General features: G+C 44.9%; 25 protein-coding genes and 1 riboswitch. Of the genes, 3 read left to right on the top strand and 22 right to left on the bottom strand.

What is annotated here, in order from left to right; genetic code table 11:
- Window positions 1-801 precede the first annotated feature (801 nt).
- Window positions 802-1,368 (bottom strand): YhcN/YlaJ family sporulation lipoprotein, encoded by a 567-nt coding sequence (locus tag BTA30_RS12205; protein WP_076761521.1) that lies wholly within the window; start codon window positions 1,366-1,368, stop codon window positions 802-804.
- Between the two features lie 141 nt (window positions 1,369-1,509).
- Between BTA30_RS12205 and BTA30_RS12200 the strand changes: the two genes are divergently transcribed.
- On the top strand, window positions 1,510-3,300 hold the full coding sequence (locus BTA30_RS12200) for a S9 family peptidase (RefSeq protein WP_076761519.1): 1,791 nt from the start codon (window positions 1,510-1,512) through the stop codon (window positions 3,298-3,300).
- 54 nt (window positions 3,301-3,354) lie between these two features.
- Window positions 3,355-3,714, top strand: a complete 360-nt coding sequence (locus tag BTA30_RS12195) for a hypothetical protein (protein ID WP_076761517.1) — start codon at window positions 3,355-3,357, stop codon at window positions 3,712-3,714.
- Window positions 3,715-3,753: 39 nt separating this feature from the next.
- Here BTA30_RS12195 and BTA30_RS12190 read toward each other — a convergent pair whose 3' ends face one another.
- The 4 genes from BTA30_RS12190 to BTA30_RS12175 all read right to left on the bottom strand — a co-directional run bounded on the left by BTA30_RS12190 (window position 3,754) and on the right by BTA30_RS12175 (window position 7,743).
- Entirely contained in the window at window positions 3,754-5,139 is a 1,386-nt protein-coding gene (locus tag BTA30_RS12190) for an L-cystine transporter (protein ID WP_076761515.1), read from the bottom strand.
- Between the two features lie 112 nt (window positions 5,140-5,251).
- A complete protein-coding gene (locus BTA30_RS12185) occupies window positions 5,252-6,070 on the bottom strand; it encodes a MetQ/NlpA family ABC transporter substrate-binding protein (protein ID WP_076761513.1) in 819 nt (272 codons plus the stop codon).
- A gap of 17 nt (window positions 6,071-6,087) precedes the next feature.
- The gene (locus tag BTA30_RS12180; RefSeq protein WP_076761511.1) at window positions 6,088-6,738 is read right to left on the bottom strand and encodes a methionine ABC transporter permease; all 651 of its coding nucleotides are present in this window, start codon (window positions 6,736-6,738) and stop codon (window positions 6,088-6,090) included.
- Window positions 6,739-7,743 carry a methionine ABC transporter ATP-binding protein gene (locus BTA30_RS12175; RefSeq protein WP_076761508.1) on the bottom strand — a complete coding sequence of 335 codons (1,005 nt, stop codon included), beginning with the start codon at window positions 7,741-7,743 and terminating at the stop codon, window positions 6,739-6,741. It lies immediately after the preceding gene.
- Between the two features lie 100 nt (window positions 7,744-7,843).
- Window positions 7,844-7,957, bottom strand: a riboswitch (SAM riboswitch).
- Between the two features lie 348 nt (window positions 7,958-8,305).
- Between BTA30_RS12175 and cspB the strand changes: the two genes are divergently transcribed.
- Entirely contained in the window at window positions 8,306-8,506 is a 201-nt protein-coding gene (gene cspB, locus BTA30_RS12170; RefSeq protein WP_003155376.1) for a cold shock-like protein CspB, read from the top strand.
- 115 nt (window positions 8,507-8,621) lie between these two features.
- Here the strand turns inward: cspB and BTA30_RS12165 are convergent, their stop codons facing one another.
- The 17 genes from BTA30_RS12165 to queG all read right to left on the bottom strand — a co-directional run bounded on the left by BTA30_RS12165 (window position 8,622) and on the right by queG (window position 24,412).
- Complete coding sequence (locus BTA30_RS12165) at window positions 8,622-9,563, bottom strand: ABC transporter permease (RefSeq protein WP_076761506.1); 942 nt, start codon at window positions 9,561-9,563, stop codon at window positions 8,622-8,624.
- Window positions 9,556-10,479, bottom strand: a complete 924-nt coding sequence (locus tag BTA30_RS12160) for an ABC transporter ATP-binding protein (RefSeq protein ID WP_076761504.1) — start codon at window positions 10,477-10,479, stop codon at window positions 9,556-9,558. Before BTA30_RS12160 ends, BTA30_RS12165 begins: the two co-directional genes overlap by 8 nt.
- Window positions 10,480-10,515: 36 nt before the next feature.
- Entirely contained in the window at window positions 10,516-11,217 is a 702-nt protein-coding gene (locus BTA30_RS12155; protein WP_076761502.1) for an ABC transporter ATP-binding protein, read from the bottom strand.
- Window positions 11,207-11,587 carry a GntR family transcriptional regulator gene (locus BTA30_RS12150; protein WP_076761500.1) on the bottom strand — a complete coding sequence of 127 codons (381 nt, stop codon included), beginning with the start codon at window positions 11,585-11,587 and terminating at the stop codon, window positions 11,207-11,209. The genes BTA30_RS12155 and BTA30_RS12150 overlap by 11 nt, the downstream gene beginning before the upstream one ends.
- 4 nt (window positions 11,588-11,591) lie before the next feature.
- Entirely contained in the window at window positions 11,592-12,359 is a 768-nt protein-coding gene (locus tag BTA30_RS12145; protein ID WP_076761498.1) for a hypothetical protein, read from the bottom strand.
- 132 nt (window positions 12,360-12,491) lie between these two features.
- Complete coding sequence (locus BTA30_RS12140; RefSeq protein WP_076761496.1) at window positions 12,492-12,824, bottom strand: hypothetical protein; 333 nt, start codon at window positions 12,822-12,824, stop codon at window positions 12,492-12,494.
- A 13-nt stretch (window positions 12,825-12,837) separates the two neighbouring features.
- On the bottom strand, window positions 12,838-13,368 hold the full coding sequence (locus BTA30_RS12135; protein WP_076761494.1) for an NAD(P)H-dependent oxidoreductase: 531 nt from the start codon (window positions 13,366-13,368) through the stop codon (window positions 12,838-12,840).
- A gap of 17 nt (window positions 13,369-13,385) precedes the next feature.
- A complete protein-coding gene (locus BTA30_RS12130; RefSeq protein ID WP_076761748.1) occupies window positions 13,386-14,951 on the bottom strand; it encodes a DHA2 family efflux MFS transporter permease subunit in 1,566 nt (521 codons plus the stop codon).
- 65 nt (window positions 14,952-15,016) lie between these two features.
- Window positions 15,017-15,649, bottom strand: a complete 633-nt coding sequence (locus BTA30_RS12125) for an HlyD family secretion protein (protein ID WP_076761492.1) — start codon at window positions 15,647-15,649, stop codon at window positions 15,017-15,019.
- A 319-nt stretch (window positions 15,650-15,968) separates the two neighbouring features.
- Window positions 15,969-17,138 carry a sporulation protein YhbH gene (gene yhbH, locus BTA30_RS12120; protein ID WP_076761489.1) on the bottom strand — a complete coding sequence of 390 codons (1,170 nt, stop codon included), beginning with the start codon at window positions 17,136-17,138 and terminating at the stop codon, window positions 15,969-15,971.
- 177 nt (window positions 17,139-17,315) lie between these two features.
- On the bottom strand, window positions 17,316-19,211 hold the full coding sequence (gene prkA, locus BTA30_RS12115) for a serine/threonine protein kinase PrkA (RefSeq protein ID WP_076761487.1): 1,896 nt from the start codon (window positions 19,209-19,211) through the stop codon (window positions 17,316-17,318).
- 417 nt (window positions 19,212-19,628) lie between these two features.
- On the bottom strand, window positions 19,629-20,327 hold the full coding sequence (locus tag BTA30_RS12110; protein ID WP_076761486.1) for a hypothetical protein: 699 nt from the start codon (window positions 20,325-20,327) through the stop codon (window positions 19,629-19,631).
- A gap of 14 nt (window positions 20,328-20,341) precedes the next feature.
- The gene (locus tag BTA30_RS12105) at window positions 20,342-21,052 is read right to left on the bottom strand and encodes a polymer-forming cytoskeletal protein (RefSeq protein ID WP_076761484.1); all 711 of its coding nucleotides are present in this window, start codon (window positions 21,050-21,052) and stop codon (window positions 20,342-20,344) included.
- Between the two features lie 13 nt (window positions 21,053-21,065).
- Window positions 21,066-21,680: a YhbD family protein gene (locus BTA30_RS12100; RefSeq protein WP_076761482.1), complete on the bottom strand. Its 615-nt coding sequence runs from the start codon at window positions 21,678-21,680 to the stop codon at window positions 21,066-21,068.
- 89 nt (window positions 21,681-21,769) lie between these two features.
- Window positions 21,770-22,243: a tRNA (uridine(34)/cytosine(34)/5-carboxymethylaminomethyluridine(34)-2'-O)-methyltransferase TrmL gene (gene trmL, locus BTA30_RS12095; protein ID WP_076761480.1), complete on the bottom strand. Its 474-nt coding sequence runs from the start codon at window positions 22,241-22,243 to the stop codon at window positions 21,770-21,772.
- 47 nt (window positions 22,244-22,290) lie between these two features.
- Window positions 22,291-23,196 carry an amidase domain-containing protein gene (locus BTA30_RS12090; protein ID WP_076761478.1) on the bottom strand — a complete coding sequence of 302 codons (906 nt, stop codon included), beginning with the start codon at window positions 23,194-23,196 and terminating at the stop codon, window positions 22,291-22,293.
- A gap of 67 nt (window positions 23,197-23,263) precedes the next feature.
- Window positions 23,264-24,412 carry a tRNA epoxyqueuosine(34) reductase QueG gene (gene queG / locus BTA30_RS12085; protein WP_076761476.1) on the bottom strand — a complete coding sequence of 383 codons (1,149 nt, stop codon included), beginning with the start codon at window positions 24,410-24,412 and terminating at the stop codon, window positions 23,264-23,266.
- Window positions 24,413-24,466: the final 54 nt, after the last annotated feature.

The following is a 24,466-nucleotide window of genomic DNA, read 5'->3' as shown; positions in this document are numbered from 1 at the left end:
AGGTTCGGATTTCAGCTCCCGAAGCTTCCCATGAAACGAGTAATGGATATATTCATGTGTCAAAACCCGCTTGTAAAGAAACACGGCAAACCCTTCTCCGTTCAAAAGGTGCTTTTTTTCCTCAGGCAGCAGTCCGATCATCCGCATTTCTTCTGAATAAAATCCGGTGATGTCCTTTAAGTTTGAAAATGACTCCATTTCGTCGCGGCTTGAAAAAAAGATGAGATCCACTTCATCCGTGCGGGGACTGTCAAACAGGGTCCGGCTGAGGCTGGCTGCATCATCAAGCGTTTCTTTCGTAAGCGCCAATAGCGGTTTTTCCTCGTCGGCATAATAAATGCTGACATTCTCATGTTTAGTCATCTGCAAGGATGCTTTCAGCTTTTCTTTTTCTTCAGAAAAAACCGCACCCTTCTCTTGATTTTGATTAAGCATGATAAAAACCATCAGTAAAAGAGCAGATAGAGCGCCCGCCATGATAAAAACAAAGGCTGTTTTCAACTCACCAGTCACCGATTCTCCCTCCATCCGCAAAGCTTCTCTGTACTACATTATGCCGGGATGAATCAAAAGTGCCCTGTCTGAAAACAGCCAATAAAAAAGCCGCATCTTTTAGATGCGGCCCAGACCGTTGACAAAATCTACGTCGGTTTAAAATTTTAGGATTTTGTCATCTTTCAGCGTGCTCATAAATGCCTGTCACGGCTCGTATTAGGAACGGCAGGCATCGGAGCGGACTTTCACCAGAACGTGTGAAGACAGTGCGTCAGCGCACGCCGAAGCGAAAGCTGCCTCGTTTCATTATCGTTGCTGAGGGAAAATCCTGTTGATCGTTTCGCCGAATTCCTCAAAAATACCTTCAATCGGTTCACCGTTTTGAATTCTGTCTCCATAATTTCTCATACGGTCAACGAAATCCGGATTGGCAGATACGAATACATTGTTGATATCTTTGTCTGCTTCTTTGACTTTATTGGAAATCTTCTTTTTCAGGTCGCCTGTTACTTCGCCCTTCGGATTGCCTTTTAGCACAACAGCGACATAGGCGTTGTTTTCTGTAACAATCACGTTGGCGTTTCTGACTTCTTTCAGTTCTGCCACTTTATCTGCTGCTTTATCCGCAACTTCCATATTGTTGTTGTTGTCTTGATTTTGGTTGCGGTTGTCCGTTACATTCATACGGTTATTTACATCCCTGCGATCATTTACATTCGTACCATCATTGACATTATCTCTGTTGGTTACATTTTGAAGCGCATTGTCTTGATTGCGGCGGGCATTTTCTCCTTGGTTCGCCATACCGCATCCTGCGGTAAACAACAGCGGCAGAAGAAAAGCTGTGATTGCGCCTTTTTTCAAATTGAACATTAAAAATTGCCTCCTTTAATGATTTACTTATAGGTTTTTCTTTTCTATGTTATTTATTCGTTTTAAACATAACTTTTATCCCCATATTTTGTTATGATCAAATTGAAAGAATATCCAAATCAAACCGGGGGTGTTTGAAACATGATCAATGCTGAGAAAATATTTGACGTTTTGCGAATTACAGACTTTACGATTCATCCAGACGAGACTCAGCTTGTCTTTGATACAAACTTCAATGGAAAATCAAACCTGTGGGCCATGGATCTTCCCCATGCCTATCCATACCAGCTCTCATTTTTGAATCAGGATTCAAAGGGAATCGCCTACAGTCAAGACGGTTCCATCATCTTTGCGGGGTTTGACACTGATGGAAATGAACAAGACGGGTTATATAAACTTTCTTCAAAAGGAGGAGAGCTCCAGTGCTTAAACGGAAATGAAACAGACCGCCATTTTGAACCGATCCCGGCAAAACATGCGGTTTATTACTCATCAACGAAACACAATCCTACATTTTTAAATACATACAAATATGATTTGCTGACTGACCGGGAACAGCTCGTTTTTGAAGGAAAAGACGGGTCATCTCTGCTCGGTGATGTGAGTCCGGGCGAAAAAGCGGTCAGCATCCATGTCTCCTATGTCAACAGCCATTCCGTCTGTATGGTTCAGACAGCGGAGGGGGATACAAAAGTGATTGTTCCCGACAGAGAGAAGCCCCACATGGTGTATTCATCCCATTTTGCATCAGATGATCAGCTATATGTCACAACAAACTACAATTCAGAGTTTTCATATCTTGCGTTATACACCATTTCAACCGATACCTTCACTCCGGTTCTTTCGATAGACAAAACAGAGCTGACATCCATCCATGCCGATCCGAAAGGAAAATATCTTTACCTCATTGGAAAAAAAGGCGTCAAAGACGTGCTTTATGAATATGACACAGATTCAGGAGAAGGCAGGCATGTAGTGTGTCCATGCTCTTCGATCGCTAAAATTTGCAGCACCAAATCAGGATCTCTCTATGCTCTGGGATCCACCCCGACGAAGCCGCCCAACATTTACGTAAAAAAGCAAAACGAAACAGCATGGCGCCAATTGACAAAACATGAGGTTCCGGGCTTTTCAGAAGATGAACTGTCATATCCAGAAGTCGTGACATATCCGTCTTTTGACGGTCTCTCGATCGAGGGACTGCTGTTTAAACCCGCTCAGAATGAAGCGAATGGCTGGACGATCATTTGGCCTCACGGCGGCCCTCAGGACGCCGAAAACTTCATGTTTTACGATATTTTTCAAATCGCGGCTAAAATGGGCTACCAAGTATTTGCCCCGAATTTCCGGGGGTCTGCAAATTATGGCTATTCCTTTTATAAAATGGTTGAACAGGATTGGGGAGACGGGCCGCGGTTCGATATGGTGAGCGGCATCGACTGGCTCATCGATCAGAAGCTCGCAGACCCTGACAAATTGTTTTTAATGGGCGGCAGCTACGGGGGATACATGGCTCTTTTACTGCATGGCAGGCATCCTGAGTATTTCCGCGCCGTCGTTGATATATGCGGAGTCAGCAACCTGTTTTCGTTTGTCAAATCTGTCCCTGATTTTTGGCGGCCGCTTATGGAGAAATGGGTCGGCCATCCAGAGCGGGATTATGAAAAAATGAAAGCCGATTCACCGATCACATATTTGAAAACGATGACACGTCCAATGCTGATTGTTCAAGGTGCAAACGACCCCCGCGTTGTGAAGGAAGAATCCGATCAGGTCGTCGACAAGCTGAGGGCATGGGGACGGAACATTGAATATCTTGTCATGGAAAATGAAGGCCACGGCTTTTCTAAAAAAGAAAACAAAATAAAAGTGTACAGCACAATCTTCAGCTTCTTTGAAAAGCACCGGCTAAGCCAGACTGCAAAAGCATGAAGAATAAAACCGGACAGGGCTGGGGATGGTATACGTAAAAAGGAGGTTAACCCTTTGTTCAGAAGAAAAACAGGCATCCATCCCGCTGTATTAGTCTTGGGATCTGCTGCATTAACCGCAGCATTTTCCCCCGAAATCCGCAAAAGAGTAACAAGCATGATCTCGAACCGAATGGGCGGACAGCAGCACGGAAACAGCCAGAAAAACATGATGATGAACCCGGCTGAAATGATTAAACAGGCCTTCAATCCCGGAGGACAAGGACAAACACAGCAGCAGCAAGGTCAAAGCCAATCGGACCATACGGGAAACCAGCAGCAAACATTCGGCCATATGTCGCAAGCTCCGGTCAATGTGATGAACGATGAAACAACACAGCAGACCATGTATGATGCAGATCAAACGTATTCATAAAAAAACCCGCACAGCTTCCTGAGCATGTGCGGGCCTTTTTTACATTTCTGCTTCTATTATATTGGTACGATCGTGATAAGTGTCTATTTCAAGCTCTTTTGTCACCTTGCTTGTCACAAGACCAGAAGTCATGCTGCCGCTGACATTGAGAGCCGTACGCCCCATGTCGATGAGCGGTTCGACCGAAATCAGCAGTCCGGCAAGGGCAACCGGCATATTTAAAGCGGATAGGACGAGAAGCGCTGCAAATGTCGCACCGCCTCCGACGCCTGCCACACCGAAAGAGCTGACCGCAACGACAGCAATCACGGTGAAAAGGAATGACGGATCAAGCGGATTTTGCCCGATTGTCGGTGCGATCATGATCGCCAGCATGGCGGGATAAATACCCGCACATCCGTTTTGGCCGATCGATAAGCCGAATGAGCCGGCAAAGTTGGCAATTCCTTCAGGAACGCCGAGGCTCCGCTGCGTTTTAATATTCAACGGCAAAGCGCCAGCACTAGATCTTGAAGTGAAGGCAAACACAAGCACCGGAAATACCTTTTTCAAGTATGTGACCGGGTTCAACCCGCTGATTGTAATCAGCAGCAAGTGAATGATGAACATCACAATCAGCGCCGCATATGAAGCAATCACAAATTTGCCGAGTTTTGCGATGCTGTCAAGGTCACTTGTCGCAATCGTTTTTGTCATAATCGCCAGTACACCGTAAGGCGTCAGTCTTAAAATCAGCGTTACAACGCGCATGATGATCGCATATACGGCATCAACTACTTTTTTAAAGAGTTCAGCTTGTTCAGGCTGTTTTCGCTTTACGCCAAGATAAGCGATTCCGAGAAAAGCCGCAAAAATGACAACCGCAATCGTTGACGTTGGTCTTGCTCCAGTAAGATCTAAAAACGGATTTCCCGGAAGAAGCTCAACGATTTGCTGCGGAAACGTTTTGGCTTCCATGTCCTGAGATTTCTGCTCAAGTTCGGCTCCTCTTGAAACCTCTGCACCGCCTTGATCAACCTGGACGGCTTGAAGGTCGAAGGAAAGCGTGGAGGCAATACCTACAGCAGCAGCGACAGCGGTCGTCGCAATCAAAATCCCGATGATCAGTCCGCTGATTTTTCCGATATTGTGGGTCAATTTAAGCTTTGTAAAAGCCCCCAAAATCGAAATGAACACAAGCGGCATGACAATCATCTGCAAAAACTTGACATAGCCGCTGCCGACAATATTGAACCAATCAGATGTTTGTGTAATCGTTTCTGAAGACGAACCATATATAAAATGCAAAGCAAACCCAAACACAATTCCGAGTCCGAGAGCGGTAAATACCCGCTTAGAAAACGAAACATGTTTTTTTTGCATCATATAAAGGAGCGCCATCAGGCCAAGCATGACGAGAATATTTATAATAATAAAGAATGTCATGATAACAAAAGCACCCCCAGAATTTTTTTACATTAGAAAACTATAATACAACAAACCTGATTGGTCAAGTAGGAATTATACATGCTGCCAAAAATGGGCCTGGAGCTTTTCTTCATTCTCCGATTTCTTTAAGAGGAACGAACGTTGGCAGCTGTGCCCCGTCAAATTCCTTCTTGATAAATTCAGCCGTATCGTCTGCTTGATAAAGCTCCACAATTTTTATTAAATCTTCGCGATTACGGTCTTCTGTTCTGGCGGCAATGATGTTAATATACGGCGTCGCTGTTTCGTCTTCCAGTTTGATTGAATCTTTTACAGGGTGCAAGCCGGCGTCAACCGCGATGCCGTTGTTAATGACAGAAGCAGCCACATCAGGGAGGACACGGGGAGTCTGCTCCGCCGCCACTGCTGTGATTTCCAAGTTTTTAGGGTTTTCTTTAATAGCATCAAGTGTTCCGTTGCCGTCAAAGCCGCCCTTTAATTGTAGCAATCCCGCAGACTGCAAAAGGAGCAGCGCTCTTCCCATATTGGTCGCTTCATTTGGAACTGCGATTTTTGCGCCGTCAGGAATATCGCCGACTGATTGATATTTGTCGGAATACACCCCCATCGGAGCGATAATCGTCGTGCCAATGGGCGATAAGTCAAGGCCGCGTTCTTTTTTAAACGTGTTAAAATAAGATATCGTCTGAAAGGCGTTTGCATCGATGTCTCCGCTTGCCAAAGCCTGATTTGGCTGAACATAGTCTGAGTATTTGACGATTTCAAGCTTCAATCCTTCCTTTTCCGCTTTTTTCTTCACGAAATCCCATATTCTCGTATCCGTTCCGCTGACGCCGATTTTAATCGTTTTGCTGTCCGAATTTGCTGCACATCCTGCAAACACAATGACAAACAAAAGAACCATGATGATCAAAGCAAATTTCTTCATTACGTCTACCTCTCTTTTTATCTTCTTCTTATTTTTTTTGAAAGCACATTTCCTGATGTCTGCAATCCTTGTACAACGATGACAAGCATCGCCACCGTTATGATCATCGTCAGCGTATCAAATCTCTGATAGCCGTAAGTGATCGCCAAGTCTCCGAGTCCGCCGGCGCCTATTGCACCAGCCATTGCCGAAGCCCCGACAAGCCCGACTGTCGCAACCGTAAAGCTCAGCACCAATGAACCGAGCGCTTCCGGAATCAAAAATCGAAAGATGATCTGCCGCGGTGTGGCCCCCATAGCTTCAGCTGCTTCAATGACCCCGGGGTCCACTTCAAGAAGAGAGTTTTCTACAAGCCTTGCTATATATGGCCCCGCATAAAAAGTAAGCGGCACAATCGCAGCCGATGTTCCGATTGACGTCCCTACGATCAGCCGTGTTATCGGGATTAAAGCAACCATTAAAATAATGAACGGCACAGATCGGAAAATGTTAATGATGGCATTGACAATCGTAAAAACCGCTCTATTTTCGAGGAGATTTCCCTTTCTTGTGACAACGAGCAAAATCCCGAGCGGAATTCCGATGATGCTTGAAAATAAAAGTGAAAAAAGAGTCATCTGTATCGTCTCTAACAGTGCATTGATGATTTGGTCATATGTAACAAGCATCTATGAAACCTCCCTTACTCGAATGTTTTCTTTACGGATATCATCTAGAGCCCGCCTGATTTCATCGTCTTCTCCCTGCAGCTCGACCGTTATGCTGCCAAATGGAATGCCTTGGAGTTCTGTAATCGTTCCGTGAAGAATATTGACTTCCACATCAAATCGCTTTGATACACGGGAGAGAAACGGCTTCCCTGATGATTCCCCGATAAATTGAAATTGGTAGAGATGCTTTACATTCAGCTTTTGGATCGATTCAGGAATCTCATGATCTATAGCCGATCGAATAAAGCTTTTGGATGTGTCTGTCTGCGGTGCGGAAAAAACGTCAAACACACTGCCTGATTCAATGATTCTTCCTTTTTCAATCACAGCGACTTTGTCGCAAATTTCTCTTGCGACATTCATTTCATGGGTGATCAAAAGAATCGTAATATTGTATTGCTCGTTGACACGCTTTAACAGTTTCAGGATTTCGCCCGTTGTCTGCGGATCAAGCGCAGATGTGGCTTCATCACAAAGCAGAACCTCCGGATTTGTCGCCAGCGCCCGCGCGATGCCGACACGCTGTTTTTGCCCGCCTGAAAGCTGATCCGGATAATCGCCCGCTTTATCCTCAAGGCCGACAAAACGAAGCAGATCCATCACTTTTTGTTTGATTTTGGCTTTCGGTGTTTTGACGAGTACAAGCGGCTCCGCAACATTTGCGAAAATAGTCTTCGAATTTAAAAGGTTAAAATGCTGAAACACCATTCCAATTTTCCGTTTCACAGAGCGGATTTCGCTTTTTGACAATGTTGTTAAATCCCGACCGCCAACGAATACCTTTCCCGCCGTCGGTTTTTCGAGAAAGTTGACACAGCGGATCAGCGTGCTTTTGCCTGCTCCGCTAAATCCAATGACTCCGTATATTTCCCCTTTATTGACATGAAGGTCAATGCCATTCAGCGCACGGACTTTCTGTCCGCCGCTCTCATACACTTTTTCAACCCCTTGAAATGTAATCATGATGATCCTCCTCCGTGTTTTAGATAACAAAAAAGGCTTCTTCTTATTTAAAATAAGAAGAAGCCTATCAGCTCAAGGGAATATTTGAGTGCATCCGCTTTTCTTATTTTTCAAGCCTGTACGGCTTGTTGGAGTTGGCACAGTATTCTGCATCGCACAGAACCCGCTGCCGAGGTTTCATAGGGCCAATTCCCTCCGCCTCTCTGAATAAGAAGTTGTTGATGTATAAAGTTTTACCTAACTTTACAGCTTCTTCGGAATGTTGTCAATGAGGGTTTTTTGAGCTTTCTATGGACCGGCATGGGAAGGCTGCCTTTCAAAATGCTTCCCCTAGCCGGTGCGGTTTTTCATTTTTCCGTCTCACAATCCTAACTAAATTCACTTTTTTAAAAAAAATTTGCGTTTAGCAGTTGTAATTTCGCTTAAACACTGGTAAAGTAAAGGTAATTATTTTTGTTCGAACTATCTTTAAGAAGAAAGTTTTGTAAGAGTTTTCGTCTTGGAAGTTTGTTTTAGAGCAAGAATAGTGAATTTAAGCGTTATCGCTTTAGGAGGAAATTTCATGCTAGAAGGTAAAGTAAAATGGTTTAACTCTGAAAAAGGATTCGGATTCATCGAAGTTGAAGGACAAGACGATGTATTCGTTCATTTCTCTGCTATTCAAGGCGAAGGCTTCAAAACTTTGGAAGAAGGCCAATCTGTATCTTTCGAAATCGTTGAAGGAAACCGCGGACCACAAGCTGCTAACGTAACAAAAGCATAAGCTGGGAACCGCTGATCTTCATACAGGACTGCTGACTTATCGTCAGCAGTCTTTTTATGTGTTAAAAAAAGCATAACGCCCGGAAACCGGTGTTATGCTTTCGTTCCAAAACCGCTTATGAAGCAATGTCTCTTTTTGTAAATACGCCGAAAGCCAGCACTTGAAAAACGATAAAATAGACAGCCAGCACCATAATCGAAAACCCTAACGTCATCCCTGAAACAAGCGGTGTTCCGTCAAAATACTGCGTTAAATCCGTGTTGGCAAACAAGATGTATTTCGCCCAATCGAATTTCATAGAAAGTAGGCCTGTCGCCGTTCCACCCATAACAAGCAGAAAGATCGAAATCCCTACGGCAAGAGAACTGTTTCTGAAAACGGCTGAAATCATAAATGCCATCGTCGACATCATGAACAGTGAGATCGAATTCAGCAGGTAGCTGCCGGCTAAGTGCAGCAGAAGACTTTGCTCTTCTACGCTTCCATTCACATACGCAAGGTGCACCTGGCTGCTTTCTCCCGTACCAAATAAAAGAAGACCTGTTAAGCCCGCGCTTGCAAACAAAATGAAAAGCAAAGCCAGCGCAAACAGCAGCACCGTAAGATACTTGGATAATAATATTTTAAAGCGGCTGATCGGCCGAATGACAAGAAGTTTCACCGTTCCCCAGCTGAATTCATTTGCGACAATCCCCGCCGCTACCGTAATGACAAACAGTCCGATCATGGGAATTACATCTATGGCATCATTGATAAACGACAATACCGAATACTCTCCATCCTCCGGTAAATCGTGCTTGATTCGATAATCATTAATAGCGATCGACTTTTTGTAGTTTTGTTCAAGAACAGGATTATTGACGCCTTCAAGCTGTTGTTTCATATCCGCATTTTCCTGCGCCAATTCCTTTTTCCAATCTGCGCTCGCGCCGCTTTCGCCTATAGTCTTGGTCATGATGCCCAGTCCGATGACGGATAACAGCAATAACCCGATCATGACGTATGTTCCTTTTCGATTGAAAATTTTGATCCATTCATTAACAACGAGATTAAACATGCTGAGCCTCCTCTTCTTCTGCGGTGATTTCCAAGAATCGGTCTTCCAGAGATTTGTTGATGACCTTCACTTCATATAAGCGGATGCCGCCGTCGGTCAAATGTTTAATGAAATCAGGAACTTCACCTTTCGAGAGGCTGATTTCTATTCCCGTTTGAACTTTTTCAACCCGTCTGTCTCCAAACCCAGCAGCCTCGCGAAGCAGGGCGTCTACATCATCAGCCTGGATGAAATAGCGCTTTCTCTCGTCCGCGGCAGCTCCGTGCACATGTTGAATATCGCGCAGCTTGCCGTTTTGAATGATGGCAATCCTGTCACACATCAGTTCCATTTCAGAAAGAAGGTGGCTCGAAACAATGACGGCCAAGCCTCTTTCCCTTGTCAGTTTTCTTAAATAATCGCGGATTTCCCTGATTCCAGCCGGATCAAGTCCGTTTGTAGGCTCATCAAGGATCAGCAGCTTTGGATCGTGCAAAAGACTTTGAGCAAGGCCGAGCCTTTGCCTCATGCCTAAAGAATACGTTTTGACCTTATCATTGATCCTGCTCTTCAGACCGACGAGCTCGACGATTTCATCGATTTTCTTTTTCGTCACGCCTTTTGTCATGCGCGCATATTGCTGAAGGTTTTGATAGCCCGTTAAAAATTTATACAGCTCAGGATTTTCGACGATCGCCCCGATATGGCCGGCAGCCTTTTCAAAATTGTCTTTTACGCTCACACCGCACACGGCAATCTCTCCGGCGGTGATGTTCATATGACCGACCATCATCCTGATCGTCGTCGTTTTTCCGGCGCCGTTCGGCCCTAAAAAGCCGAATATCTCTCCGGCGTGTACATCAAAGCTCAATCCGTCGATAATTTTCTTTCCTCTGATCGTTTTTGAGACGTTTTTTAATTGCAGCAGTGTTTCCACTGATTTCCCCTCCCGACTTTTGAAGTTGCAGATTCATCATGATTTTTCTTTGATAAGCTGTTTAAGCCATTGTAAAAGCGAAACCCCTGATTCTTCACGAAGCTCTTCGACATCCTTTTTTTCCTCAATCCGCCCGTTTAAGACGACGATCACTTCATCCAAAATCTGTTCGATTTCATGAATTTCATGCGTAGCGATGATCACCGTCTGCTTTTCAAGCTCAAGATTTGTAAGCAGACTTTTGACAATCGATTCTCTCACCAGCGGATCAAGGCCTGAAAGAGGCTCATCAAGCAGCACGACCGATGCATTGCGCGCCAATGTCAGCACAAGCTTCAGTCTGCCTCGGTTCCCTTTGGAAAGCCTTCCGATTTTTTTATCCCCAGCGATTTTCATATCTTCTAAAAGGTCAAAGGCCTTATCAGTCTGAAAATCGGCAAACTGGCTTTCATAAAAATAAATCATATCCTTTACAAGGAAAGGCTCATAAAACATATCAAGCTCTGTTAAATAGGCGATATTTTCAGCCATGTGTCGGGCTGCGGGCTTTCCTTCAATAAAAACCGTTCCCGAATCCGGAAAAGTAAGCCCTGTGATCAGCTTTAAGATCGTTGATTTGCCGCTGCCGTTCGGTCCGGCCAATCCGTAAATTTTGCCGGGAGACAGAGTCAGATCTGCATCTTTGAGCGCGAAATCTTTGCCGTACTTTTTCGTGACATTTCTCAGCTCAATGTTCATTTGGATCTCCTTTCTGTAGATAACGGTCAAGCTCAGACAGCATATCTTGTTTAGACAGACCGAGTTCTTCCATGCTTAGCACAAATTGTCCGATGACTTCGGCTTGCATCTCCCGTTTTAAATCATCAATCACTTCCGACTTTTCAACAACAAAAGTTCCCTGTCCCCGCCTGGTCTCCACGATGCCCATCCTTTCCATTTCATTGTAGGTTCTTTGAATCGTATTCGGATTTACTTGTGTCTCGACAGCCAGCTCACGGACGGAAGGCAGTTTTTCTCCCGGCTTGATCTCTTCGCGTACCATTCTTTTGAAAAGCTGTTCGGCAATTTGCTTGTAGATCGGCTTTGATGAAGAAAAATCATTTGCCATCGCATTACACCTCAACTCTTCTATCAAGTATCTTGCCGGAAAAATAGAATAGACAGACACCTAAAACCGCATAATACACCAGGAGAACACCCGGAAGATCAATTTTAGAAAATGCAACAGTCCATTCTGAATTCTGATAGTGAAATTTGAAATTCGTCTTTATGGAAAAGCTCCAAAACTCCTGTGCAGCCTGAAACAGACCGCTCTTGATGAACAGCCCTTCTATCAATCCATAAGCATAGTAGATCAATAAAGGAATGAGCCAGCGGATTTTTTTGATGGCCGGATATTTTCTAAGTGTTTCATATATCGTCCACAGAAACATGACCCACGTTGAAAACAACACTGATCCGAAAAAAACTGCGATGTTGACAATCATCATATCCCAAACCGAAAACAGACTGTCACTCAGGGATTCCAGGACGCCTCTGACAACCAATCCGAACATAAAAAGAATCGCCTGGGAAGCCATTTGATACACGGCGGCTGACGCCAATTTTGACAGCAGCAAAACCGCACCCTTATTCGGATTATACAGCCATAGCTGGGTTTTCCCTTCCAAGCGAAGCTGGCTGATCATCATGAGAGGACAAAACAGAATATGAAACAATAAGATGGTCGCAAACGCCCCAAACAACACCATCGGTTCGTCTGTATAGCGGGCAAAAACAACGCTTGCAGTGATCGCAAAAAGCATCAAGAGCACCCAAGTAAGAAACCAAAATCTTGAGGTGAGCAAATCTTTTTTAAATAAACCGCTGAAAGATTTCAAACGATATCCTCCTCTAAATCTCTGTATCAGTGTACTACGACAATAGTACACTGATACAGAAGAAATGACAATAAAATTTTTAAAAAAACCGAAAAAAAAAAGCAAACCCGCTGATACACAGCGAATTTGCTTTTAATCTTGATCCCGTTTCTTCATGGACTTCAATGCATTTCGGTAGTCCATGTCATCCATTTCTTCTTTAGGGGCGTTATTTTGTTCTTTTGGTGTTTGAAACTTTTGCAGTATCTCCCGATATGTTTGATCAGTCATGACATACTGATCATTTTCGCCGGAAGCTGGTTCCGGCGCTTCCGGCGTCTCTTCTTCCACCTGAACCGGGGAAGTGCGCTCAACACGAGGCTCCTCAGCAGGTTCAGGTTTTGCAGGAGATGCCGAACGTACATTAAACACCACAAGTCCGATAATAACGATGACTGCAGCTATAATGGTCACGATAATGGTCATGTCAAAACGCTCCTTACTGTCCTGCTGCAAAGCGGCCCGTCACTTGTGTGACGCGTCTGCCCAAAGCCCGGCCCAGCTCAAGGCCTTCCTCAGTAATTAATTCATCACTGTCTACAGGGCATGTGATGCCGGCCCCGTAATAAGATCCGTATAAAGCATTTTCAGGTACATTCCCAGGGAGACCGACAATCATCATTCCTTGATGGAGCATCGGCGTGATTAAGTTGAGCATCGTCGCTTCAACTCCGCCATGAGTCGTCGCTGTTGTGCAGAACACGGCGCCGACCTTATTGATCAGCTTTCCTTCCGCCCATAAATAGCCGAGCTTATCAATCCAGGCTTTCAAACCAGAACTGATCGTGCCGAAATGGCCCGGGCATCCCCAGATGATGGCATCCATATCTTCGAGCTTTCTGACATCAGCCTGGCTGACATGGTCGATCAACACTTCTGCCGCCTCATTTTCCCGTGCACCTTCTGCAATCGATTCAGCTAATTTTTTTGTGTGTTCGCCTTCACTGTCATAGACAACATAGATTTTCATATGAGAGCCTCCTCATCTTAAGATTCTTTCGCTTCCTTCGGAGCCGGCAGCAAAGTCAGCTCTTCTGCTTTATTTTTCTTGCGGTTCTTGTCTTTTCTGACATCTCTCAAAAACAGACTGAGCACAAGACCGGCTAAACAGAATCCAACCGCCCACATAAATGCATCATTGATCCCCATGACATTGGAATTGAGCTGTGCCTGTCCGGTCAAATATTTCACAACATATTGTTGCGCCTGTTCAATGGATATATGCATCGATTGTGCTGTTGACTGAATGGTTGACTGCAATGTATGCATAAATGACGGATCAGCCGTATTTGTTTGGTCAGCCATTGATGCGTAGTGAAATGTCGTGCGCGTTGTATATATCGTCGTCATCAAGCTTGTTCCAATCGAACCGCTGATTTGGCGAAGCGTATTGGACATTGCCGTTCCATGACTGTTCAAATGCTGCGGAAGCTGGTTCATGCCGGCTGTCATAATCGGCATCATCAGCATTGACATACCAAACGCCCGAATCGCATAAATGACCACGATATGCATATATGGTGTATCAATGGTAAGTGTCGTAAATTGGTAAGTCGTAACGACGGTGATCAATAAACCGACGATCGCAAGCGGTCTGGGACCGATTTTATCAAATAAAATCCCTGATACCGGCGACATCAAAAGCATGACGATTGCGCCAGGAAGCATGAGAATACCCGACTCAAGCGCCGTAAAACCGACCAGGTTCTGCAAATAGATCGGAATCAGAAACATTCCGGCATATAAAGCGACCGTAATGATTGCGTTGATCACGCTTGATAATGAAAACATGTCATATTTAAACACTCTGAAATCGAGCATCGGTTCTTTTGATTTCAATTGCTGGATAATGAAAGCAATAATGCCGATGACACCGATCACAACGGTAGAAAGAACGACCGGATCATCCCAGCCGTCGGTTCCCGCTTCACTGACACCGTACAGCAATGCTGCAAACCCGATGACTGAAAGGAGCGCACCTGCTGTATCCAGCTTAATTTTTTTAGGTTCTGTCATATTTTTAAATAGGAAAAATCCGCAAATAATCACAATGACGCCAACAGGTACAAGCCCGTAGAACATGATCCGCCAGCTATAGTTTTCGATGACCCAGCCGGATAAGGTCGGACCTACCGCCGGAGCAAACATCATCGCGAGTCCAAAGATTCCCATCCCTTTCCCGCGGCTTTCCGGAGGGAAGATGAACAGAATCGTCGTCATCACTAAAGGCTGGAGTATGCCTCCGCCGACCGCCTGAATGAGGCGCCCGATTAACATCGTTGAGAAATTGGGCGATATACCGCAAATCAGCGTTCCGATCGTAAACAGCAGCATGGCGCTTAAGAACAGACTGCGCCCGCCAAACCGTATAATCAAGAAGGCTGATAAAGGAATCAAAACGCCGTTGACAAGCATATATCCAGTCGTCAGCCATTGAATCGTTGTGGCGCTCACATTAAATTCGGTCATGAGATGCGGCATCGCCACATTCAGCAGCGTCTGGTTTAAAATGGCCAGAAACAAACCGGACATTAATATAATAAGCAGTGACATATTTCCTTGTTTCTCTTGAGAAGCCACTTATGACATCCTCCTTTCGCTCGTTTTCTTCCCCCAAGCTATTTTGAAATTTTTACTGATGCGTTCATTCCCGGCAGCACTTTATCAGATGGGTTTTTGATTGAAATTTTCACCGGCACTTTCTGCGTCACTTTTGTGTAGTTTCCGCTTGAATTGCTTTGGGAAAGCAGATCAAATGTAGAGTTTGTCGCATAGCCGATTTCTTCAACGTTTCCTTCAAAGGTAGAGCCTGAATCACCGTCAACCACGATGTCCACTTTGTCGCCTTTTTCAATATCTTTAAGGTCGTTTTCTTCAATGTTTGCTGTAATATACAGGTGGTCCATGTCGATCGTTTTGGCCAGCGTTTGTCCAGCTTGTACGACCTGACCTTCTTTCGCTTCATTTTTTACGATTGTTCCGTCCATGATTGACTTTACATCAACGGTTTGTTCGCCTTTGATCTTCGCTGTTTTTTCGTCTTTTGAAACTTTTGTTCCTTCTTTGATATCCCAGTCAGTCAGCTTGCCTGATGCAGTCGCTGTAATGTCAGCCATTTCCCCGGCAACATGCGCTTCATCTGTTTTCACATAGCTGATGCTGTCATAATAGAAATACGCGCCTCCTGCAATGATGGCAAGCACGATGATGAGTCCGATAATGTTAGTCGCGATTAAACGTCCTTTGCTCATGTTTTATTTCTCCTTCCGTATTCTTATATTTTTGGCGAACCCGGCAAGCGGGCCGCACACAGTTTGCGTTTTCCCTATTTCCTGCTCAGAAACTTGCGGACGTGTACTGAACTTCCTTTTGATTCGGTTGTTCAAAACTGAGCAAAAAAGATCGGAATTTGTAAAACGAGTTCACCCATGCAAACAACAAATTAATAGTTAACAAGATTAAATATTAGTTAAAGTAAGAAAGAATGTCAACAACCTTGCACTGAAAATCTTCACTTCAATATTTTCCACATAAAAAAACCTCCATAAAGGGAGGCTCGGCTTGGCGCTTTTACGTATATTGATGACGTTCTTCATTGCTGAAAAAACTTTTCAGCGCCTGGAACACATCGGCTTTCTGTTTTAAAACATAGTACTTGAATTTTTCATTTTTAATATTTTTATAGGCCGACATTAAAGTTGAATGCCTGTTGTATTGATTGACTTCCCCATAGCAGAAGATATTCGCCTTCTCCATAATTTCTCCAACGAGCTTGACACATCTCGGGTTGTCAGATGTCAAATTATCACCGTCCGAAAAATGAAATGGATAAATGTTATAGCGGGTCGGGTGATATTTATCATCGATCAGTTCCAAGGATTTTCGGTATACGGATGAACATATCGTCCCTCCGCTTTCCCCCTTTGAAAAGAAGTCTTCTTCAGATACGACTTTTGCTTCTGTATGGTGGGCAATAAATTCGATGTCAACCGTTTCATACTTTGTCCGCAAAAAGCGTGTCATCCAAAAGAAAAAACTTCGCGCCATATATTTTTCCCAAACGCCCATCGAACCGCTCGTATCCATCATCGCCAATACAACAGCCTTGGATTCCGGTTTGACGGAGTCATTCCACGTTTTAAATTTTAAGTCTTCGGGGAAAATCGGATAAAACGAAGGTTTTCCCGTCATCGCGTTTCGCTTATATGCGGAGAGCATCGTTCTTTTCTTATCGATATTGCCAGTCAGCCCCGTTTTGCGGATATCATTGAACTCGATATCTTCGACGACAATGTCATCGCGTTCTTTCTGTTCTAAATTCGGCAGCTCCATCTCGCTGAAGAGCGCCTCTTCCAAGTCCATTAAGGAAACTTCCGCTTCATAATAGTCCTCACCGGCCTGATCACCCGCTCCCCGGCCTTTTCCGGCGCCGCTTCGTTTGTCAGAGCCGTCCCTTGCCACGATGTCTCCCACCTTGCTGTCTCCGTCTCCCTGTCCGGCGTGTTTATTTTTATCATAGTTATAACGGATTTTATACTCATCTAATGAACGAATCGGAATTTTGACAACATCTTTACCGTTGGACATGATGATGCTTTCTTCCGTGATCAGATCAGGCAGATTGTTCTTTATCGCATCCTGCACCTTTTTCTGGTGGCGCTGTTGGTCATCATACCCTTTTCGATGGAGGGACCAGTCTTCCTCAGAAATAATAAAATGGCCATTGTCTTTATGGGACATGAATTCCCCTCCTTATTGATAAATCCCTAAAAAATGGCTTCATACATGCACGAGAATTCTTTGAAATCAGCCTTAAAAAATGTTTATTTTTATCTTATGCGGACGGCAGATGACTTTTGACAAACAATTTTGAAAATGGGACAAAAGAACCCGCCCTTCTTCCGGACGGGTCTTGAACTACCGGTTTAATAAGCTTCCTACATATTTTAAAAGCTCATTTGCGCTTGTTGAATTATAGCCGTGTTCATCAATGAGACGGGCGACGACCTCATTGATTTTTTTCAGCTGCTGTTCATCCGGCGTTTTTGTCGATGTCGTAATTTTGACCACGTCCTTTAAATCTGCAAACAGCTTTTTCTGAATGGCTTCTCTAAGCCGTTCATGCGAATTGTAGTCAAACCGCTTCCCTTTTCTCGCATAGGCCGAGATCCGGATGAGAATTTCTTCACGGAATGCTCTCTTGGCGTTTTCAGAAATGCCGATTTGCTCTTCTATCGACCTCATCAGCTTTTCGTCAGGATTCATTTCCTCGCCTGTCAGCGGATCGCGCAGCTTGATTTTATTGCAGTAGGCTTCCACATTGTCGAGATAATTGTCCATAAGGGTTTTAGCTGATTCTTCATACGAGTATACAAATGCTTTTTGCACTTCTTTTTTCGCCATCTCATCGTATTCTTTTCTTGCGGCCGAAATAAAGTTCAAATAACGCTCACGGTCTTCGGCTGAAATCGAAGGGTGCTGGTTAAGTCCTTCTTTTAACGATCGAAGGACATCGAGCGCATTGATCGATTCCATGTTTTTGCGGATGATCGTCGAAGAAATCCTGTTGATGACATATCGCGGATCAATCCCGCTCATCCCTTCGTCATGATATTCTTTTTTCATATCGTCGACATCGACGGAATTGTACCCTTCAACACTTTCTCCGTCATACAGCCTCATTTTCTTGACGAGGTCAATATCTGAACGCTTCGGCTCTTTCAGCCTCGTGAGGATCGAAAACATCGCGGCCACTTTTAAAGTGTGCGGGGCAATATGCACGTCAGACACGTCGCTTTCAGCGATCATTTTCTCGTAAATCCGCTCCTCTTCTGTCACTTTCAAATTATATGGAATCGGCATCACGATAATCCGCGAATGGAGCGCTTCATTCTTCTTATTCGAAATAAATGAACGGTATTCGGTTTCATTCGTGTGGGCTACGATCAGTTCATCCGCCGAAATCAACGCGAACCGGCCCGCTTTAAAATTGCCTTCCTGTGTCAGGGACAGAAGATGCCAGAGGAATTTCTCATCGCATTTCAGCATTTCCTGGAATTCCATCATCCCTCTGTTCGCTTTGTTTAGTTCCCCATCGAAACGGTATGCCCTCGGATCGGATTCTGATCCGTATTCAGCGATCGTTGAAAAATCGATGCTGCCCGTCAGATCGGCAATATCCTGCGACTTTGGATCAGAGGGACTGAACGTGCCGATCCCTGTCCGTTTATCCTCGGAAAAAAAGATTCTTTCAACCTTTACATCTTCAATTCTACCGCCATACTCCTGTTCAAGCCGCATCATATTTAAGGGGGATAGATTGCCTTGAATGCGGATGCCGTATTCCTTATAAAAATCCTCGCGCAAATGCTGAGGAATTAAATGAAGCGGATCTTCATGCATCGGACACCCTTTAATCGCGTAGACTGCGCCTTCATCTGTCAGCGAGTAAGCTTCAAGACCTTTTTTCAGCATCGTGACAAGCGTTGACTTTCCGCCGCTGACAGGACCCATTAACAGTAAAATTCTTTTTCTGACGTCCAAGCGCTTTGCGGCCGGATGAAAATATTCTTCAACAAGGCGTTCTAAAGGTTCTTCAAGCCCAAACAGCTCCTTGTCAAAGAAGCTGTATACTTTTTTTCCGTCTTTTTCTTCAATGCCGCTGTCTTTAATCATATTGTAAACGCGGGAATGAGCAGATTGCGCGACAGTCGGATTTTCTTTCACGATTTCCAAATAATCAGCGAAGGTTCCTTCCCACTTCAGACGCTGCTCTTCCTCTCTATACTGTTCAATCTTTTTTAATATATCCATAAGAACCTCCTATATGTGATGAATGCAAGGTGCCAAGTGAATCACTGTTACATTCACTCTATGCGGAGATGTCCCTTTAGATGCGTTTCATATGAAAATTGAAATGTACTTCCTCGAATTGACAAGGACGGCGCAAACCATTCATAATAAAAGCAGATAAGCCCGGCCCGCAGATGCACCGCGGATCAGCCGGACTCTAACTACCACATGGCCGAAGACAACAAGGGATAAAGGATGGAAAGGGTGATTTTGTTGAGAACCTTGATTATGATGGGGGTTATCCTCACATTTCTCGTATCCATTTTCACAGCCGGGTATGAAAGCAAGCCGGGGAAGAAAAATTAAAAAAGAAAAAGGATGGCGTGATAAGCAGCCATCCTTTTTCTTTTTTAAAACATAACACTGTTTTATTCTAAATCAGCTTTGTTTATTTTCTTTTACATCCGCCCGGGAAGACACCTGATAATCGCTTTTGTACTCAACAGCTTCAATGCGGCAGCCCGGACCTATATGCACCTTGTTTCCTCTGACAATCTGAGCCGTTGTGTTTTCCAGGTAAATGTCGTCACCTTCTATCACTTTGGCCGAGAGAAAACCGCCGTTTCTTTTAAAGAAGCCGCGTTTATTGACCACTTTTATTACGGTTCCGCCGATATCTCCAATAGAGCTCTTGCCCAATCTTAACCCGATTTCAATCATACCGGCGTTCAAAAGCCCTTTTAATTCAAGACTCCCTTGTAATGCAAAACGCTCCGCTTCACAATCACCTTTTACAGTCAGCGCGCCTTTGATGTCGCATGTTTCAGCGGTCATATTTCCGCCGATATTGACCATGCCTTTGACGGCCGCTTCGCTGATTTCGGCGTCGCCCGCAATGTCAGCCGTTCCGAAGATTTTGGCCTTTTTTGCTTTCAAGCTGCCGCCGACTTCCGACTCTCCATGTATAGCAAATGTTTGAACTGCAGCATCTCCTGAAAGAGTGCTTGTGCCATATGTGCGAAATTTAGAGCAGTCAAGGTCTCCTCCGATCATTCCTTCGCCTCTGATGACGACTTGTTGATAAGAGCCGCCGGCCGCGCTCCCAGATCCGCTGATTTTTAAGTCGTTTTTCTCCATACCATATCCCTCCGCTATATTTTCTGGCTCTCTTCGATTTTTGCCGTTTTTGACTGCTTGAGATCTTCCTTGTATTCTATCAGTCCGATATCACAATTTTCTCCGATGATCACCGTATTGCCCCGAACGATTTTCGCCGTTGTGTTGGCGAGTTCTATGTGATCGCCTTCAATCAGTTCAGCAGAGAGCCTCGGCGGAGAAATCAGCGGTGTCAAAAATGACAGCAATTTGGACTGATGTACTGTACAGCTGATGCGCCGGCCGCCGATTTCTTTGACTTTGCTTTCGCCTCCATGCACCTTGATCTCAATTTGTTCTGCATTTAAAAGACCGCCGATCGTAAAATAGCCTTCAGCCGAAAAATGTTCTACTTCGCAGTCTTTGCCGATTGACGCTTTTCCCCGAATCATCAGCTCGTCTCCTTTCACATGACCGCTCAGGCCTGCATAACCGGAGATTTTCAGTTTATCCGCGCTGACATCTCCTTCTACCTTTGCGGAGCCGTCAATCCGCACTGAAGAAGCTGTAATCCCGCCGTTCATTTTCGCATGGCCGCTGATTTTCACCGTATCGGCCTTCACATTCCCATTTACGGTCCCAGTCCCGTTGCAGAGAAGCCGTTTGCAATCAACATCACCGTTAACCGTTCCTTTGCCGTTTAATTCAACAGATTGAAACGTCCCTCCGCTTGAACTTCCAAAGCCGTTTATCGTTAAATTATCCATCGCTGTTCCTCCATTACAGTAATTTTGTTTTCATTTCTTCTCCGGCAGCCGCCAGACTGATATCAGCAGCGACTTTCACCGCCTTTTCAAACACGATTTCGCCTTCAGCAATAAAGCATGTGGCGATGCCTAGCTTTCGCAGCACGATCAGCCTGCCCTGGTGCTTCGGAGCACGCGACAGCATGACATCCAAAACCATTTTTCCTTCATCAAGACTGATCTCCCCTGACTGAAGCAATCCTTCCAGCACATAAACGGCCAGCGCTTCTGTCAGTTCAAATGCATCATCCCGTTGATCTGTATTTTCTATGAAAAATGACATGACCGCACCGGAAACCAGCCCTTTTTCAAGCAGCTCCCCGCGGCTGGCATTGATCTTTTCAAGCCTCGGCGAAAACATTTCCGCCATTTCATCAAGCGAAAGGTTTTCTTTCATATTTTGAATTTTTTCGATTCTTTTCAGGATCTCTTCCTTTGGAAAAAACGTTTCTTGTCCGGTAAACGTAGATTTCCGAATGAACCATTCTTCAGGTATTAAATTTTTCCGTTTCCATCTATAAAGCTGCCCATAAGAAATCGATGTCAAATCAAGCAGCTCTTTTTTTGAGATTAAATCATCATGCTCCATATTCTTCACTCCTTCAAAAACATTGTAACATAACACTGTTACATTAAAAAGCCTAAAAAAACCGCCCCCTTCTTTTTGGGGGCAGCCGCTTATGTTAAATCTCTGTAGTTTTGCTGGCGAAGCGCCTCATAGACAAGAATTGCCGCAGTATTTGACAGGTTCAGCGATCTGACATGCTCTGTCATCGGCAAACGCAGGCAGCGGTCCATGTTTTGTTCGATCAAGTCTTTTGGAAGACCGTTCGTTTCTCTGCCGAACACGAAAAAATAATCTTCGTTTTGATCTGAATAGTCAAATGATGTGTGCGGTTTCTGGCCGAACTTCGAAATATAGAAGAACTGTCCTTTCGGATGCGCCTCAAACAATTCCTTCAATGAATCATGATAGACGACATTGACGAATTCCCAGTAGTCAAGGCCTGCGCGCTTCAGCATTTTATCATCTGTTGAAAATCCGAGCGGCCTGATTAAATGAAGCGTTGTATCTGTTGCTGCACAAGTTCGTGCGATATTACCTGTATTCGCAGGAATTTCTGGTTGATATAATACGACATGCAATGCCAAAAATGTTCACCTCTGTTTTTCTGATCCGCTATTTATTATACCATTGTTTACGCTTTTGGCGTATCATCTGCAATATGAAAAAACGCATATCGAATCGAAGAGGTATAAGCGGGCGAATCTTCATAAGACCAGTACCTCATCCGGCAGTCATGGGTTTGGGCATTCACAAGCGGCATATTGCTTTTATCTTTTGACGTCACAATCGCCACATGATCAAACCTTCCGTCTCCGTTGAAATCGTAGCAGATCACATCGCCTTCGATCAGCTCTGCTGCAGTCTTCGTTGGAACAGAGCGGAGGCCGGCTTTTGATTGTCGCAGGAACGTTCTGAGTGAATTGGCGACAGTCCAGCTGTAGCTCCAGGAGTGATTCTGCATCCACCAGCCTTTGCCTCTGTTCGGATAGCCGCGCATCGGCGCATCTCCGGCTCTGAGGCATTGAGAAATAAAATTTGTACAATTGTCTTCAAAGTTTTTATAAGCCGGATTCCGTTTATTCCAAAATGTTTCGGCATAGCGGACGGCGGCCAGCCGATCATAGCGGAACGCCCGCCCCAATAATTCGCTCGGCTCATGTCCCGCCCTGCTTTCCACCTCGGGGAGCGGCTGAACGGCCGGCCGCGGACTTTCGGAATCTTTGATCACCATCTCGTCATATAATAGAGCATTCCTGTTTTCAATTTGTTCTTCCATATACATATCATCCCCATCTTTGCACAAGTATGCGGTATGGGTTTGATAATTCACATGGGCTGCACTGTCTTCATCAACCCAATGCTCCTTTATGGCTGCCCGTATATTCGCTTTGACGATCTGAACACCGCGCCTTTCAAAAAGCTTTTGTTTTCGTTCGATAACTTCAAAGCCGCCGGCTTTACGCCAGTCTCTTTCGTCGCTGCCGTTGATTAAATAATTCAGCCTGGCCTTCAGCAATTGCTCGATAATCTGTTTCAAGGGCTGCACCCCCATCTGTTTGTTTGAAAAGAAACATTTCTCTTCCAAACATATGTCAGGACAGCCCTTAATTAGTCGCACTCGTTTCCTTTAAAAGCTGTATGCCTTTTTCGATCTCGGCTTTTGCTTCTTCATCCTGTTCACGGATCAGCGCTTTTTCAAGCTCATCCTTTACATCTGCTTCTCCGATCTTTCCGATCGCCCAAGCAGCGGTTCCTCTGATGACCGGGCGCGGATCTTTGTGCAGGAGCGAGACCAGCTCAGGCAGTGCGCTTGTTTCTTTAAAGTGAGCCAGCGCGATAATCGCGTTCCGCTGAATCGGCTTTTTCCCCCTCCAGGAACCCGCCACATGGCCGAATTTTTCTTTAAACTCGCGATTCTTCATCGTAAGCAGCGGCTTTAAAAGCGGCTTGGCGATCTCAGGATCGGGCTCCATTTCAGGATGAAGGTGAAAGTCCTTGCCTTTATTAATCGGACATACCATCTGGCATGTATCACATCCGTAGATCCGGTTACCGATTTTCGTGCGGAACTCATCAGGCAGAAATCCTTTTGTCTGCGTTTGGAAGGCGATGCATCGCTGGGAGTTCAGCTGTCCCGGGTTTACAAGCGCTCCGGTCGGGCATGCGTCAATGCACTTGTTGCATGAGCCGCACTGATCCTCCACCCTCTCATCAGGTTCAAACGGGATGTTGGTAATCATTTCCGCCAAGTAGACGTAAGAGCCGAATTCAGGGGTGATGATCATGCAGTTCTTTCCGCTCCAGCCGATGCCGGCGCGCTCTGCTACGGCCCGGTCGGAAAGCTCTCCGGTATCCACCATTGATTTTGTTCTGACATCGCTGCGCTGCGACGTCAAAAACTCTTCAAGCTGGTCAAGCTTTTCCCGCAGTACATGGTGGTAGTCTTTTCCCCAGGAAGCTCTGCAAAAGATGCCCCTGCGTTCGCCTTTTGTGCTCCTTGGCGCATCTTTCATTTTTGAAGGGTATGCAAGCGCAATCGCGATGATCGATTTCGCCTTTGGCAGCAGGAGATCGGGATTGGTCCGTTTTTCAATATCAGGTTCTTCAAAGCCGGATTCATAGCCGAGCGTACGGTTTTCGATTAGACGCTCTTTCAATGTTTCAAATGTATCTGCGCTTGCAAAGCGGATTTTATCAATTCCGATTTGCTGTGCGTATTCAATCACATCTTGCTTCAATTTTTTTACATCCATGGTGCAGAGCCTCCTTTCTTTGTTTTAGTTTTCGCTCACTGTATAATATAAGTG

Source organism: Bacillus swezeyi (genome assembly GCF_001969815.1).
Lineage (GTDB): Bacteria > Bacillota > Bacilli > Bacillales > Bacillaceae > Bacillus > Bacillus swezeyi.
The sequence above is the reverse complement of the archived record's forward strand: the minus strand, read 5'-3'. Positions and strand labels throughout refer to the sequence as shown.

What these genes read in the sequence shown, in the direction of transcription:
- BTA30_RS12205 (WP_076761521.1), bottom strand. Translation starts at nt 1,368, where the DNA reads ATGTTCAATTTGAAAAAAGGCGCAATCACAGCTTTTCTTCTGCCGCTG.
- BTA30_RS12200 (WP_076761519.1), top strand. Translation starts at nt 1,510, where the DNA reads ATGATCAATGCTGAGAAAATATTTGACGTTTTGCGAATTACAGACTTT.
- BTA30_RS12190 (WP_076761515.1), bottom strand. Translation starts at nt 5,139, where the DNA reads ATGACATTCTTTATTATTATAAATATTCTCGTCATGCTTGGCCTGATG.
- BTA30_RS12185 (WP_076761513.1), bottom strand. Translation starts at nt 6,070, where the DNA reads ATGAAGAAATTTGCTTTGATCATCATGGTTCTTTTGTTTGTCATTGTG.
- BTA30_RS12180 (WP_076761511.1), bottom strand. Translation starts at nt 6,738, where the DNA reads ATGCTTGTTACATATGACCAAATCATCAATGCACTGTTAGAGACGATA.
- BTA30_RS12175 (WP_076761508.1), bottom strand. Translation starts at nt 7,743, where the DNA reads ATGATTACATTTCAAGGGGTTGAAAAAGTGTATGAGAGCGGCGGACAG.
- cspB (WP_003155376.1), top strand. Translation starts at nt 8,306, where the DNA reads ATGCTAGAAGGTAAAGTAAAATGGTTTAACTCTGAAAAAGGATTCGGA.
- BTA30_RS12165 (WP_076761506.1), bottom strand. Translation starts at nt 9,563, where the DNA reads ATGTTTAATCTCGTTGTTAATGAATGGATCAAAATTTTCAATCGAAAA.
- BTA30_RS12155 (WP_076761502.1), bottom strand. Translation starts at nt 11,217, where the DNA reads ATGAACATTGAGCTGAGAAATGTCACGAAAAAGTACGGCAAAGATTTC.
- BTA30_RS12150 (WP_076761500.1), bottom strand. Translation starts at nt 11,587, where the DNA reads ATGGCAAATGATTTTTCTTCATCAAAGCCGATCTACAAGCAAATTGCC.
- BTA30_RS12140 (WP_076761496.1), bottom strand. Translation starts at nt 12,824, where the DNA reads ATGACCATTATCGTGACCATTATAGCTGCAGTCATCGTTATTATCGGA.
- BTA30_RS12135 (WP_076761494.1), bottom strand. Translation starts at nt 13,368, where the DNA reads ATGAAAATCTATGTTGTCTATGACAGTGAAGGCGAACACACAAAAAAA.
- BTA30_RS12130 (WP_076761748.1), bottom strand. Translation starts at nt 14,951, where the DNA reads ATGTCACTGCTTATTATATTAATGTCCGGTTTGTTTCTGGCCATTTTA.
- BTA30_RS12125 (WP_076761492.1), bottom strand. Translation starts at nt 15,649, where the DNA reads ATGAGCAAAGGACGTTTAATCGCGACTAACATTATCGGACTCATCATC.
- yhbH (WP_076761489.1), bottom strand. Translation starts at nt 17,138, where the DNA reads ATGTCCCATAAAGACAATGGCCATTTTATTATTTCTGAGGAAGACTGG.
- prkA (WP_076761487.1), bottom strand. Translation starts at nt 19,211, where the DNA reads ATGGATATATTAAAAAAGATTGAACAGTATAGAGAGGAAGAGCAGCGT.
- BTA30_RS12110 (WP_076761486.1), bottom strand. Translation starts at nt 20,327, where the DNA reads ATGGAGAAAAACGACTTAAAAATCAGCGGATCTGGGAGCGCGGCCGGC.
- BTA30_RS12105 (WP_076761484.1), bottom strand. Translation starts at nt 21,052, where the DNA reads ATGGATAATTTAACGATAAACGGCTTTGGAAGTTCAAGCGGAGGGACG.
- BTA30_RS12100 (WP_076761482.1), bottom strand. Translation starts at nt 21,680, where the DNA reads ATGGAGCATGATGATTTAATCTCAAAAAAAGAGCTGCTTGATTTGACA.
- queG (WP_076761476.1), bottom strand. Translation starts at nt 24,412, where the DNA reads ATGGATGTAAAAAAATTGAAGCAAGATGTGATTGAATACGCACAGCAA.